Below are 14941 nucleotides of genomic sequence, written 5' to 3' on the forward strand. Positions count from 1 at the left end.
GCAAAGGACGCGAAGAGAAGAAATGAAAGATTAAGTAAGAGTGTTTAGTGTAGTTTCACAAAGAAACGGTATTACATAATAACAGCGAAAGTTGTTAATCCTTGCCGATTGGGGGAATAGCGTAAATCCTGAAAAACTTAGGAAATAAAAATTTCCTTAACGTCTTATGCCCCAACGAGGATTTCAACAGTGGAGAAAATAGCGATTATCGGGTTATCTTGCCTGTTTCCAGATGCTAATAATCCTGACGAGTTTTGGCAGAATCTCAGCGCAGAAAAAGACTCAACTTCATCTGTAAGTGTTGCCGAATTGGGAGTAGACCCCGCTATATTTTACGATGCTAATAAGGGGAAAACGGAAAAAATTTACTTTCAAAAAGGTGGATTTATCCGCAATTTCAACTTTGACGCTAGTGAGTATAATTTACCTGCAACATTTGTTCAAAGTCTGGATAATAGTTTTAAATGGTCACTGTATGCCGCTAAACAGGCAATTATCCACAGTGGTTATTGGGGAAATCAATCTGCTCTTTCAAAATGTGGCGTAATTTTAGGAACTCTCGCTTTCCCAACCAAAGCATCTAATCAATTATTTGCTCCTATTTATCAGCAAACTATTGAACCTGCAATTGGTGAACTTTTACAGGAAAAAGACTTCCGTTTAGGTGGGTCATTCACTGCCGCAAAAGCATCTCCATATAATGCGATGGTCAGCGGCTTACCTGCTGCTATAATTTCCCGTGCATTTTCTCTTTCTGGAACTCATTGCTGTATAGATGCTGCCTGTTCATCATCATTTTATGCCATTAAATTAGCATCTTATTATCTGCAATCTGGCAAAGCTGATTTGATGTTAGCTGGTGCTATTAGTTGCTCAGATCCATTGTTTGTGAGAATGTTATTTTCTGGTATTCAAGGATATCCAGAAAACGGTATTAGTCGTCCTTTAGATCAAGCATCACGCGGGTTAATTACCTCCGAAGGTATCGGAATGGTAATGCTCAAACGCTACAGTGATGCTGTTAGAGATGGAGACAAAATTCTCGCCACAATCTGCGGTAATGGTCTATCTAATGATGGTAAAGGTAAGCATCTCCTCAGTCCTAATGCTCAAGGACAAACTACGGCTTATCAAAGAGCTTATGCTGAGGCTAAACTTAACCCCCAAGCAATTGATTTTTTAGAGTGTCACGCTACCGGCACTCTGTTGGGAGATACCACCGAATGCAACTCAGTTGAAGGTTTTTTTGGTCAACACCAAGCAAAACCTTTAGTGGGTTCAACTAAAAATAACGTCGGTCATTTACTCGTTGCTGCTGGCATGGTGGGGATAACAAAGACGATTTTAAGTATGTCTCATGGTGTTATTCCTGCAACTATAAATGTCACTGAACCAGTGGGTTCTGAAAATAATGTGATTTCGCCTCAAAACATTGTCAGAACTGCCACACCTTGGCCGAGTAAAGGAAATAAGTACGTAGCTTTAAGTGCATTTGGTTTTGGTGGAAATAACTCTCATTTAATTCTTGAACAGGGGGAAGTCAGCTAATGAGTATTCAAGAAAATATGACTGCAAAAATGGCAATTGTCGGCATGGATGCCTTTTTCGGTGAATGTCAAGAATTAGATGCTTTTGAGAGCAGTATTTACGACGGAAAGCAGCATTTTATTCCCCTGCCAGAAAAAAGATGGCATGGTATTAATGAGCAAGAAACATTACTGCAAGAGTACGGTTTAGCAGCCGGAAAAGCTCCCCAAGGTGCATATATTAGAGACTTTGAAGTTGATACTTTAGCTTACAAAATTCCCCCTAACGAAGTTGAAAAACTCAACTCGCAACAACTTTTATTATTGAAAGTGTGCGATCGCGCTCTCCAAGATGCAAAAATACCCCAAGGTGGTAATGTAGCGGTAATTATCGCTGCGGACACAGAATTATCTGTACACCAACTACAACAACGTTGGAATTCAGCTTGGCAAGTTAAAGACGGTTTAAATGCTGCGGAAATTGCCTTACCTCCTGAAAAAATTGCCCAACTAGAAACCATAGTTAAAGATAGTATTCACCACCAAGTTGATTTGGGTGAATATCTTAGCTATGTCGGCAATATTATGGCCAGTCGCATTTCTTCATTGTGGAATTTCTCTGGTCCATCATTCACTGTTAGCTCTGTAGAAACTGCGGCTTTTAAAGCTTTAGAAATCGCACAAATGCTATTAGCTACAAATGAAGTAGACGCAGTTGTTGTTGGTGCTGTTGACTTAGCCGGTGGTGTGGAAAATGTCTTACTCCGCAGTCAATTCGGAAAAGTAAATACAGGTATCAATACCTTAAGTTTTGATCAAAACGCCGACGGTTGGACTGTGGGAGAAGGTGCAGGTGCAGTTATCCTCAAACGTCATGATACAGCTTTGGAAAATAGCGATCGCATCTATGCAGTCATTGACGGTATCAGCATCGGACAATCTGCCTCAATGGCTGTAGATGAAGCAACCATCAGCCAAGTCTGCAAACAAGCTTTTCAACAAGCAGGAATCCAACCGATAGAGGTAAATTACCTGGAAGTCTGCGGTACTGGAATTCCCGCAGAAGACGAAGCCGAAATTAACGGCATCCTCCAAGCTTATCCCCCCGTCGGTAACGGTTTACACTGCGCCATTGGTAGCGTCAAAGCCAATATTGGTAACACCTTTGTCGCTTCGGGAATAGCCAGCTTAATTAAAACTGCCCTCAGTCTCTACCATAGATATATTCCCGGAACCCCCAATTGGTCTGGTGTAAAAACACCGCAAGTATGGGAAGGTAGTCCCTTTTATGTTGCTACCGAATCAAGACCTTGGTTTTCACCAAAAGAAGGTAGATGTAGAATTTCCGCTATTAATAGTATTGGCTGTGATGGCTCTTTTGCTCATGTAATTTTATCAGAAGATACCCATCAAGAAGAACGAGTTAGCCGCTATTTAGAATCACGACCTTTTTATCTTTTCCCTATCGCTGCTGATGATTATGCCACTTTGTTTGCAGGTTTAGATAATTTGCAACAAAACATTGAAAATGCTGATCATCTTCAAGCTACTGCAAGTCAGACTTTTGTGGAATTTCAGCAGCATAAAAATGCTAAATATGCCTTATCTATTACCGGACGCAACCACAAAGAATTACTCAAAGAAATTAACTCGGCGCGTAAAGGTGTAAATCTTGCCTTTGAAAAAGGTACAGATTGGCAAACTCCTCTTGGTAGTTATTTTACACCAAAACCACTTGGTAAAAATGGAGAAATTGCCTATATTTATCCTGCCGCAGTTAATTCCTATGTGGGCATGGGGCGGACTTTATTCCGTCTTTTCCCCAAATCCTTCGATGACTTAATCATCAAAAGTCTTTACAAACGTGCTGCTGATGTGGAACTACTTGTTTTTCCCAGAAGCTTGAGCAAATTGTCAACACGACAACTAGAAACTCTAGAAAAGAAATTGTTTGATGATTCTCTGGCTATGTTTGAAGCCGAAGTGCTTTTTACCAGAATGATCACGACAATTATCAGCCAAGATTTTCAAGTTAAACCTAAATATATCTTTGGGTATAGTTTAGGTGAAACAAGTATGATGGTTGCTCAAGGGGTGTGGAGCAATTTTTATGAAGTCAGTCATACTTTTAATTCCTCAGCTTTATTTGGTGATAGATTATCAGGCCCCAAAAATGCTGTGCGTGAGTATTGGGGACTACCAAAAGCATCCTCAACTTCTGATAATAATTTCTGGAGTAACTACGTTCTCATGACCAGTCCTACCCAGGTCAAAGAATGTTTAAAAGATGAAAATCGCGTCTACTTAACTCAGATTAATACACCAGAAGAAGTATTAATTGCTGGTGAACCTGCTGCTTGTGAGCGAGTAATTAAAAAGCTTGGTTGTAACGCTTTTCCTGCACCTTTTGATCATGTGATTCATTGTCAAACAATGCAATCAGAAGCGCAAGAATTGGAAAAACTCTACACTTTACCAGCGCAAACAATTCCCGGTATTACCTTTTATTCTGCCGCTGAGTATCAACCAACTACACTTGATAGTCAAGTAATTGCTCATAACATTGCTAAAGGATTATCTCAACAACTCGATTTTCCCCGCTTAGTTAATCGTGTCTACGCAGATGGAGCTAGAATATTTATTGAAGCAGGTGCTGGTGGTGTATGTTCTCGCTGGATAGATAAAATTCTTGGCAACCAAGAACACCTCACAGTATCCCTAAATCGTCGCGGTATGGATGACCATACATCACTTGTCAAAGGACTAGCAAAATTGCTCAGTCATCGAGTGGATTTGAACTTAAATCAACTCTACAACTTATCCTCAAAAACTGGCAATCAAAATAGAGCAACGCTGAAAAAAATTACCCTAGGTGGTAATTCTATGACTACTGCCATATTGAGTGACGAAAACCGCAAACTTTTCTCCCATAGCAATTCTCAAAAGCAGCAGTCAAATCTTTCTAATTACCGAGAGTATAAAATCATTAATTCTCTCCAGGGTAATAATCAAATTAGCCCTAGTGACATTTACCCTCAGCCGATAACACCAACTAATTCTCAGCCAGAAAGCATTGCGATGAAAACTATCATTGATAACTGTTTTGAATCTAGAGAAGAAGTACAATCTTCTGAGTTAACTGCCACTTTACAGCCAACTACTCAACTCATTCAAGACTCTAAATCTACAATTAGCATGAATGATTTTAAAACTCATCAGTATCAAAAACTGAGTATCAATAATTCCAAATTGACTAAAGCCCACATCAGTTTTTTAGAAGCCAGACAAGACTTCAGTAAGCAAATGAGCGAAATCATTCAACTGCAATTAACCTGCGCTCAAAACTTGCTCAACGAAGAAACTTAATCAAGTATTTATCATACCGAGACGCAGAAACATCAAATCTCCTTCTCTGTGTCTCTGCGTCTTTGCGTGATCTAAATTCTTCATCTCATATCCATTGCTTAAAACTTGAGGAATAACTGCCGTGACAACTGTAGAGACGGTACGAAATCAACATAATAATGGGCTAAGTTTTTTTTCTTGGTCTCAAAATCAAAAACAAATTTGGAAAGGTTCCTTAGATTGTATCTCCTTTGAGCAAAGCGCCATCAAAGATAAATTGCTGGCATCAGATAAACCTTGTTATATTATTAGAGTTGGTGGCAAAATTGGTGTTACTAACGATGGGTATTTAGTACCTGCTGATAACGGTTCGATAGGACAAGCAGAACTTTTAATCTCAGTTCCACCCATTCACCTACAACAATTTGGCGACCCCAATTTTCTCACTACTTATGGTGTGAAATATGCCTATGTGACTGGTGCAATGGCAGGTGGTATTGCTTCCGAAGAAATGGTAATTGCACTAGGAAAAGAAAACATTTTAAGTTCTTTTGGTGCAGGTGGTTTAACACCAGACCGTTTAGAAGCAGCCATTAATCGCATTCAACAAGCCTTACCTGATAAACCTTATGCTTTTAATTTAATTCACAGTCCTAATGAACCTACTATTGAACGTCGTGCTGTAGATTTATACCTCAATTATGAAGTAAAAACTGTAGAAGCTTCAGCATTTTTAGACTTAACTCCTAACATCGTCTATTATCGTGTATCTGGGCTAAGTTTAAATAGTTCTAATCAAGTTGAAATCAAAAATAAAGTCATTGCTAAAATTTCTCGCCGCGAAGTTGCAACTAAATTTATGCAACCAGCACCGGCTAGAATCCTAAAAGAATTAATTCAGCAAGGACTAATAACTGAGTTACAAGCAACTCTAGCCAGCCAAGTTCCTATGGCTGATGATATTACCGTCGAAGCTGATTCTGGTGGTCATACAGATAATCGTCCTTTAGTTTGTTTGCTACCTTCAATTATTAGTTTACGAGATCAAATTCAAGCACAATATCATTACACAACACCCATTAGAGTGGGAGTGGCTGGAGGAATTGGCACACCAGAATCAGCCTTAGCTGGATTTATGATGGGTGCTGCTTATGTAATGACTGGTTCAATTAATCAATCTTGTCTTGAATCTGGAGCTTCTGAACATACCAAAAAGTTATTAGCTCAAGCAGAAATGGCGGATATGATTATGGCTCCAGCCGCCGATATGTTTGAAATGGGAGTCAAATTGCAAGTTCTCAAACGTGGAACAATGTTCCCCATGCGAGCGCAGAAATTATATGAATTATATCGCAGTTATGACTCAATTGAAGATATTCCTGTAGCGGAAAGAGAGAAATTAGAAAAACAAATCTTCCGCAAAAGTCTCGCTGAAGTTTGGGAAGGAACTGCTGCTTATTTATCCCAAAAAAATCCAGAGAAATTAGGTAAAGCCGTTAATAATCCTAAACTCAAAATGGCTTTGATTTTTCGCTGGTATTTAGGATTATCTTCCCGTTGGTCTAGTTCTGGTGAAAAAGGTAGAGAGGTAGATTATCAAATTTGGTGCGGTCCCGCTATGGGTGGCTTTAATGACTGGGTGCGAGGTTCATATTTAACTGAACCAAATAATCGTCATGTAGTCGATATCGCTAATCAAATTATGAAAGGGACAGCTTTTCTACACCGCGTCCAAAATTTAAAAATTCAGGGATTGCAAATACCCAATTACTACGGTCAATATCACCCAGTTCGGTCTACATTGGAGATGTAAAGATGAATTTAAAACCGTCTTATTCTGCTGAAGATATTCAAAAATTTCTGGTGACTAATTTAGCTGAAGTAATTTCCACTTCAACTGATGAAATTGATGTTGAAGAAAATTTAGAAAATTATGGTTTGGATTCTGCCCAAGCCATGATTATTATCAGTAAATTAGAACAATTACTAGGATTTAAACCTTCTCCTGTTCTACTTTGGCATTACCCAACTATTGCTTCACTTTCCCAGCGGTTATCTGAAGAAGTACCGAATACATCTCAGGTTAAAGATTCTGAAGGTAAAACAGTTGCTAATGTCAATATTGCTCCTCCTTTCCTCGATTTAGCTGCTGAAGTTGTCCTCGACCCCACTATCCAACCGGTTGGTAATTCTCCGGTATCTATTAGCGACCCCAAAAATATCTTTTTAACTGGGGGTACGGGCTATTTAGGCGCTTTTATCATCAAAGGACTTTTGCAAGAAACTCAAGCAAATATGTATTGCTTAGTTCGTGCAACTGATGTTGTAGAAGGTAAAAGCAAATTAGAAAATAATCTCCAACAATATGGACTTTGGGATGATAGTTATAGCTCCCGAATTATCCCAATTGTAGGTGATTTAGCACAGCCACTTTTAGGTATTGATGCAGAACAGTTCCAAACCTTAGCAGCTAATATTGATACTATTTATCATAGTGGGGCTATGCTGAATTATGTTTATCCATATTCAGCTTTAAAAACTGCTAATGTTTTGGGAACTCAGGAAGTTTTACGCTTGGCTTGTAAAACCAAAGTAAAGCCTGTTCATTACGTTTCTAGTGTGGCTGTTTTTGAATCAACTGCTTATGCTGGCAAGGTAGTTACAGAACAACAAGACTTTAATGATTGGGAAGGCATTTTCCTCGGCTACTCACAAACTAAATGGGTATCTGAAAAGTTAGTAAAAATTGCCGGTAGTCGGGGGCTTCCTATCACTATCTACAGACCACCTTTGATTTCTGGAGATAGCACTACTGGTATTTGTAATACCCATGACTTTATCAATTTGATGATTAAAGGCTGTCTACAAATGGGATCTTTTCCTGATGTAGATTATATGTTGGATATGTCTCCTGTTGATTATGTCAGCAAAGCTATTGTTTATTTATCACGTCAACAAAAATCCATTGGTAAGGCTTTTCACTTACAACATCCTCAACCTGCATCTTTAGCATCTTTAGTTGATTGGGTACGCTCATTTGGTTTTTCAATTAAGATGGTTCCCTATGAACAGTGGCAAGCTGATTTAATTAATAATGTCACTTCTGCTGATAATCCTTTGTACACCCTAAGACCATTCTTATTAGAGCGTTGGTCTGATGAACAATTGACTATTCCCGATTTGTATTTGCAAGCCAGAAGACCGATTATTAGTTGCCAAGAAACTCTAGAAGCACTAGCTGGTACTGCGATTGTTTGTCCACCACTCGACTCACAATTATTGATGACTTACACTTCCTATTTGGTTCAAACTGGTTTCTTGAGTCTTGCTTAGTTATTAAGTAAACAGGGTGGGCATTGCTCACCCTACTCTGTTGAAATGCCAGTATTTCCGGCTAATTTCACAAAAATTTTGACATGAATATACAAGACAAACAAACTGCTCTGATTACTGGGGCAGCTAGTGGAATTGGTTACGAATTAGCCTGTATTTTTGCCTCCAAAAATTACAATCTTGTTTTGGTCGATAGAAATAGACTAAAACTTGCAGAAATAGATGTTGAATTTCAACAAAAGTTCAAAGTTTTTCCTAAGATTCTTGTTAAAGATTTATCTATATCAACATCGCCAGAAGAAATTTTTACTGAGCTACAACAAGCTGAGATCAAAGTTAATGTCCTAGTCAATAATGCTGGATTTGGTACTTATGGCTTATTCAATGAAACAAGCTTGAGTATTGAATTAGAAATGTTACAGGTAAATTTAGTTTGTCTTACCCATTTAACTAAGTTATTTCTCAAAGAGATGGTTAAACAAGGTCAGGGCAAAATATTAAATGTTTCTTCCGCTGCTGCTTTTCAACCTGGTCCTTTAATGGCGGTTTATTTTGCAACTAAAGCTTATGTTTTATCTTTTTCTGAAGCTATCGCTAATGAATTAGAAGGAACTGGTGTGACGGTGACAGTTCTTTGTCCAGGTTCAACCGTATCTGCATTTCATGAAAGAACAGGAATGGCAGATTCTAAGCTGGTTAAGGGTCAGAAAATGATGGATGCTCAAACTGTTGCCCAGCTTGGTTATGATGCTTTAATGCGAGGTAAGACGATTGTTATTCCCGGACTTTTAAATAAAATACTGGCTAAAAGTGTCAGATTTTTTCCTAGAAATCTGGTGACAAAAGTTGTGAGAATAATGCAGGAAGATAAGTAGTTTAGGTGATTATCAATGGTATCTAAATTAATAAAGTCCTTATACACGGACTTATTTTTTTGCTTATAATAAATCAGTATAATAACTTGCATTGCATAGCCATAGATGCGCTTTTTTCATAAACCCTAAATACAAGTACTGTATTAAATAAGTCAATTCGCTGAAACTTTGTACTCCCATCTTTGGAATCAGAGTAAGTATCAACTATAATTAATTATCCTGATCAAAAGTATTAATTTACTGGTGCTTTCTGGCGATGCCCGTGGTATCCTTGTTGCCATCGTCTCCGGTAAGAAACAATTACATCTGGAGATAGAGCAGTTAGTAACATAGCAAACTGTATGCTGTATTTACTATTGCAAAATGTACCTGATATAAAATTTTTTTATTAAAAATGCCAGTAAATTTTCTCACAGAACCTCTCATTTCCTTTACAATTCTCCTCTTAGCTATTTTTCTTGTTCCGCCGCTATTTGAGAGATTAAAATTACCTGGATTGGTGGGTTTGCTACTAGCAGGTGTAATTCTCGGTCCTAATGGACTCCATCTCCTCAACTCTAAATCAGAAACCATAAAACTGCTTTCAGATATCGGTAAAGTTTATTTGATGTTTGTAGCAGGTTTAGAGATTGATATTGAGCAGTTTCGCCAAACTAAAAATCGCTCAATGGGGTTTGGCTTTCTGACGTTTTTAGCACCTTTAATTGCTGGGATTATTACAGGACGTTTATTCAATTTTAGCTGGAATTCTTCTGTTCTGATTGGTTCTTTACTTGCTTCTCATACTCTTCTGGCATATCCAATTATTAGTCGTTTAGGAGTCATAGGCAATGAAGCAGTAACTGTGACAATTGGGGCAACGATTTTTACTGATACAGGTGCTTTATTATTACTGGCAATTTGTGTGGGTATTCATGGAGGAGATTTCACAGCTTTTAAATTATTCACTTTATTAGGTGGACTGGCAATTTATTCAGTTGTAATATTATTTGGGTTCAATCGGGTCGGAAAAGAGTTCTTCCGCCGTACTGGGGAGGAAGAAGGTAATCAATTTTTGTTTATCTTGCTGGCATTATTTTTGGCATCTGTAGGAGCGCAGGTGATTGGAGTAGAAAAAATTGTCGGTGCGTTCCTCGCAGGTTTAGCAGTCAACGGCGTTTTGGGAAATAGCCCAGTTAAAGAAAAAGTAGAGTTTGTTGGTAGTGTTCTTTTTATTCCTTGTTTCTTTGTAGACATGGGATTATTAATTGATATACCTGCATTTATCAAAACTCTTAGTTCAATTGGTCTGACTGCGGCAATTGTAGTGGCGCTGATTAGCAGTAAATTTGTTGCGGCATTTCTAGCAAAAATATTTTATCGCTATAACAATTCAGAGATGCTGACAATGTGGTCATTATCGCTACCCCAGGTAGCAGCCACACTAGCAGCAACATTAGTTGCCTATCAATCCCTAAATCCTGCTGGTGAGAGACTAATCAGTGAGGATGTCTTAAACAGTGTCATTGTCTTGATGTTGGTTACTGCCATCATGGGTCCAATAGTTACAGCCAGGGTGGCTAGGTTTTTACAAGTCACCCCAGCTGCGGACTGGAAAACAGACAGTCTATCGGTGTGGTGGGAATCTCAGGAGGCGGTGATTGAGCAACCAGAGAAAGCAGACAACCGTTTGCAGCAAGATTACCCGCCATTCATTGTCGTGGTTCCCATTTATAACCCGCTCACGCAACGCTATTTACTGGAAATGGCAGCACTGCTGGCGCGCCATGAATCTGGACAGATTATGCCTTTAGCCATTACTCAAGCCCATGTGAATATGGATGATCCGACATTAGTAACGGCACTAGAAAAAAGTCAGGAAAGATTGAGGTTGGCTTTAAAAATCAGTCAAGAATTTGACGTACAAGCATCACCTACAATTCGGATTGATGATGATGTGGCTTTGGGGATTAGTCACGCTAGTCGGGAACACAATGCTAGTTTAGTGGTGATGGGTTGGGGAAATACCAGAAATTTCCGCGCTCGTTTATTCGGTAGTCTCATTGATAAGGTTTTCTGGTCTTCTCACTGTCCGGTAGCAGTAACACGCCTGTTAAAAAGTCCTACAGAAATCAAGCGAATTCTTGTCCCCGTTGGTGACTTAACGAGGGCGACTATCGGTACTGTGAGGTTTGCCCAAATTTTAGCTGATGCCAATCAAGCTGAAGTTGTGCTTCTGCACATAAGCCAACGCCTCATACCTGCTCATCAGGTCACACATTTTACCTCTCAATTGTCTGATATTGCTAATCAAAGCAAGTTACAAGTAAATACAAATATCCTCACAATTGTTGGTGATGATATTCCTAAAATCATTATTGAGCAATCTGAGGGATTTGACTTAGTGGTTTTGCGTTCTGTGCGCTATCGTACTGCTGGGGGATTAGCAGTTAGTGAAGTGACAACTCAGGTAATTAATAACTTGAAATGTTCGATTGTGATGCTAGGACAGCCTCAATAATGCCCATAATTTCAGGTTTTATAACTCTTTAGGGACTTCCAAATCAAAACAAAGGAGATAAGTAGGTGAACGGAAAAAAACCGTAGACGCGCAGCGGCTTCTCGAAGAGTACTATGTAACGAAAAGTAAAATCTCCCAAAACCTCTTCTCTGTTCCCTGTTAAGAGTTCCCTGTTCCCTTGTCATAACGACAATTTTTAACGCCAACCTACTTAAATCATTTCCCAAGTACACAAATCCCCAATAGTACCTGCAACTACAACAGCAGCAGCGAAATTATTTGCCGGTGCTAATTCTTTTAAACTCCAATTTCCTGATACAAGCAATTTTGCAGGTTCTGTAGGTGTCAAAAATATCTCAATTTGCTCTAACTGAACTAAACCATCACCGGTTGCTTTTAAATAAGCTTCTTTGCAAGTCCAGTAACGGAAAAATATCTGTTGCTGTTGATCTAAAGGTAGGGATTTAACTACTTCATATTCTTTGGGTAAAAAGAAGCGTTTGGCAAGATTTTCTAAATCTGACATAGAGCGAATATATTCTAAATCTACACCTATTGTCCGCGTATAACTTACCCCACACAGAGCTAAATTTTGAGAGTGAGACAAGTTAAAAAATAGCTTTCTTTCGGCAAATTTAGCTGCTAATAAAGGTTTTCCCCGTGGTTGATATTCAAATTCTACTTGTGAAGGCTCAATATTTAAATAACGACCTAAAATAGATCGTAAACTACTCCTTCCAGCAATGAAACGCTGACGATGTTCTGGAAAATAAAACCTTTCAGCACGAGCAATTTCATCACTAGAAAGGTTTTTCTGGAAAGATTGTATCTGTGATTCTGGCTGTTTTAAATCTATTTTCCAGATATGTACATGATCCGATGACAAAGTTAAATCTGTGGGTGCAGGTAGCCAGATATAATTAGAATCATTCACAAGCAATTCAAAATTGAAGAAGAGACAGAGGGAAACTGAGAGGATGTTTTAAAAGTTTTTAATGTATAAATAAACCCCTCTCCAAACCTCTCCCCGACGCGGGGAGAGGCTTTGAAACCCCCATTCCCTGGTAGGGAAGGGGGGCTGGGGGGTTAGGTTCTTGGAAATTATTGGTTTCATCTAATACTTTTCAAACAACCTCTGAGACGTGGGGAAAGGTGATGCTGTTTTCTGGATAAATTATCTGATCAGGGAAATTTTTTCAACTTGCTCAGTGCGCTTTGCTTCTATCCATTCTAAAATGCGATTCCAAGCCCACCATTGGTCAGGATCTTGGGCTTGGTGCTGACATTTTTTGCTACTCACATAACCAACATGACCTCCATAAGATGTGAGTAATAAATCTATGGCTGAATTTTTGGAACTGGCAACTTTTAAATCGGTAACAATGTCGGGATGAAATAATGGGTCATCAGCAGCATAAAGAATTAAGGTTGGTTTTGATAACTGAGGTAATAGATTTAAAGCGCTGCTGGCTTCATAATAGTCTTCTACAGACGAAAAACCCAAACGTTCAATTACTAGTTCTTCGTCAAATCCCCAAATGCTGTTAGCTCGTTCAATTGCTTCTGCTTCTAAACTACCAGGGTGAGCAGCGTGTATTTTCCATGCCAGTTTTTTTAATTCCCTAGCAATGCGTGGTTCTACGTATTTACCAAAAGGAGTTGTGACTAAATACGTGAGCGATCGCAATGAATCCAAACTTGGACAAATCACCGCCCCCCCAGCAATGTCACTCTCTTTAATTCCTAAATCCCCTGCTCTAGTCAAATCTACAGCCGCTTTCACCCCCCACAGCGCCAATTGTCCTCCTAAAGAATACCCTGTAAACCAAAACTTTTTTGGGCATCCCATCGCCGCCGCTGCCGCCGCAATATGGACAAAATCTTCACCTTCATACAAACCATCGGAAGTTAAAGTTGGAGATAATTCTGCGGTTTTACCATGCGCTCGCCAATCAAATAAAACTACAGCGTATCCTTGCGCGTATGCTTTACGTCCCAACAGCCGCAAAAACCATTGTTGATTTAACTCTCCGGTAATGCCATAAGTGCCAACAATTGTGCTATGGGCATTTTTGGGAATAGCAACCCATCCAAAAATTGGCACACCTTGCCCACCACTAAAGATGACTTGCTGATAAAGTGGCTCTGGATCTATAGTTGTACTTTGCCAATGACGGCTTCCCCACAAAGCAGTGTAGGCAGTCATGGCTACACCATTTTGCAGAAAATAAGGTGGATTGTAGGTAGAGTTACAAATCATATAAAAATTTCATCTAATTTGATCTTGATTTCTAGGTCTTTTAATCTTAATATTTATGTTAGATTTTAAATCTTTTTCATAATTGTAATCACAATTTTTGTATATCTCAAAGGTTCTTAATTTATCCTTAAATAAGTAGTCATAATTTTTTAAGAATGCCGAGGATTCTTGTCATAGACGATGACCCAGCGATTTCAGAACTCGTTGCTGTCAACTTAGAAATGGCTGGCTACGATGTTAGTCAAGCTGAAGACGGCATTAAAGGTCAGGCACTGGCTCTCCAGCTGCAACCAGACTTGATCATGCTTGATCTCATGTTACCCAGAGTAGATGGATTTACCATTTGCCAACGCCTACGTCGGGATGACCGCACCGCTGAAATTCCCGTCTTAATGCTGACGGCTTTGAGCCAAACTCAATATAAGGTTGAGGGTTTCAATGCGGGTGCAGATGACTACTTGACTAAGCCTTTTGAAGTTGAAGAAATGCTGGCACGAGTACGGGCTTTGTTGCGGCGTACTGACCGCATTCCCCAAGCTGCAAAGCATAGTGAAATTCTCAGCTATGGAACTCTTACCCTAGTTCCAGAAAGGTTTGAGGCTATCTGGTTTAATGAAACTGTGAAACTGACTCACTTGGAATTTGAGTTACTTCACTGCTTGCTTCAACGTCATGGCCAGACGGTTTCTCCCAGTGAAATTTTGCGAGAAGTTTGGGGTTATGATCCTGACGATGATATCGAAACAATTCGGGTGCATATTCGCCACTTGAGGACTAAGCTCGAACCAGATCCTCGTCATCCCCACTATATCAAGACAGTATATGGTGCGGGATACTGTTTAGAGTTACCCAGTGTGCCTCCCTCTTCTGAGAGTACTGCCGCTACAGTAGTTGAGTAAATTAGCGCTACATAGTGCTTTGATGTGATAAATTGGCACTCTATTCTGAAGTAATTCAGGGAGTGCCAATTTAATTAAGTAGTTGTGCAAAATAAATTGTACATTTAGGAGAGGGAACAGGGAACAGGGAACAGATAAGCACTATAGGGATTTTTATTTGTTCCGAAAATATTCAATTAATTTTGCTCAGGTACTTACAGTAG

General features: G+C 39.2%; 9 protein-coding genes. 7 read left to right on the forward strand and 2 right to left on the reverse strand.

The window, feature by feature from the left end; all coding sequences use genetic code 11:
* The first annotated feature begins 189 nt into the window (after nt 1-189).
* From ANA7108_RS0111490 to ANA7108_RS0111515, 6 genes are all read left to right on the forward strand, one after another.
* Nucleotides 190-1548 (forward strand): polyketide synthase, encoded by a 1359-nt coding sequence (locus ANA7108_RS0111490; protein ID WP_016950937.1) that lies wholly within the window; start codon nt 190-192, stop codon nt 1546-1548.
* A complete protein-coding gene (locus ANA7108_RS0111495; protein ID WP_016950938.1) occupies nt 1548-4892 on the forward strand; it encodes a type I polyketide synthase in 3345 nt (1114 codons plus the stop codon). The genes ANA7108_RS0111490 and ANA7108_RS0111495 overlap by 1 nt, the downstream gene beginning before the upstream one ends.
* Nucleotides 4893-5013: 121 nt before the next feature.
* A complete protein-coding gene (locus ANA7108_RS0111500) occupies nt 5014-6684 on the forward strand; it encodes a PfaD family polyunsaturated fatty acid/polyketide biosynthesis protein (protein WP_016950939.1) in 1671 nt (556 codons plus the stop codon).
* 2 nt (nt 6685-6686) lie between these two features.
* Entirely contained in the window at nt 6687-8204 is a 1518-nt protein-coding gene (locus ANA7108_RS0111505) for a thioester reductase domain-containing protein (protein WP_016950940.1), read from the forward strand.
* Nucleotides 8205-8287: 83 nt separating this feature from the next.
* A complete protein-coding gene (locus tag ANA7108_RS0111510; protein ID WP_016950941.1) occupies nt 8288-9079 on the forward strand; it encodes an SDR family oxidoreductase in 792 nt (263 codons plus the stop codon).
* 394 nt (nt 9080-9473) lie between these two features.
* Nucleotides 9474-11579, forward strand: a complete 2106-nt coding sequence (locus tag ANA7108_RS0111515) for a cation:proton antiporter (protein ID WP_016950942.1) — start codon at nt 9474-9476, stop codon at nt 11577-11579.
* 211 nt (nt 11580-11790) lie between these two features.
* Here the strand turns inward: ANA7108_RS0111515 and hetI are convergent, their stop codons facing one another.
* Nucleotides 11791-12513 carry a 4'-phosphopantetheinyl transferase HetI gene (gene hetI / locus ANA7108_RS0111520; RefSeq protein ID WP_016950943.1) on the reverse strand — a complete coding sequence of 241 codons (723 nt, stop codon included), beginning with the start codon at nt 12511-12513 and terminating at the stop codon, nt 11791-11793.
* A gap of 240 nt (nt 12514-12753) precedes the next feature.
* A complete protein-coding gene (locus ANA7108_RS0111525) occupies nt 12754-13839 on the reverse strand; it encodes a YheT family hydrolase (RefSeq protein ID WP_016950944.1) in 1086 nt (361 codons plus the stop codon).
* A 155-nt stretch (nt 13840-13994) separates the two neighbouring features.
* On the opposite strand from ANA7108_RS0111525, the gene ANA7108_RS0111530 reads away from it, so the two are divergent.
* Nucleotides 13995-14738 carry a response regulator transcription factor gene (locus ANA7108_RS0111530; protein ID WP_016950945.1) on the forward strand — a complete coding sequence of 248 codons (744 nt, stop codon included), beginning with the start codon at nt 13995-13997 and terminating at the stop codon, nt 14736-14738.
* Nucleotides 14739-14941: the final 203 nt, after the last annotated feature.

It is taken from the genome of Anabaena sp. PCC 7108 (assembly GCF_000332135.1).
Taxonomy (GTDB): Bacteria; Cyanobacteriota; Cyanobacteriia; order Cyanobacteriales; family Nostocaceae; genus Anabaena.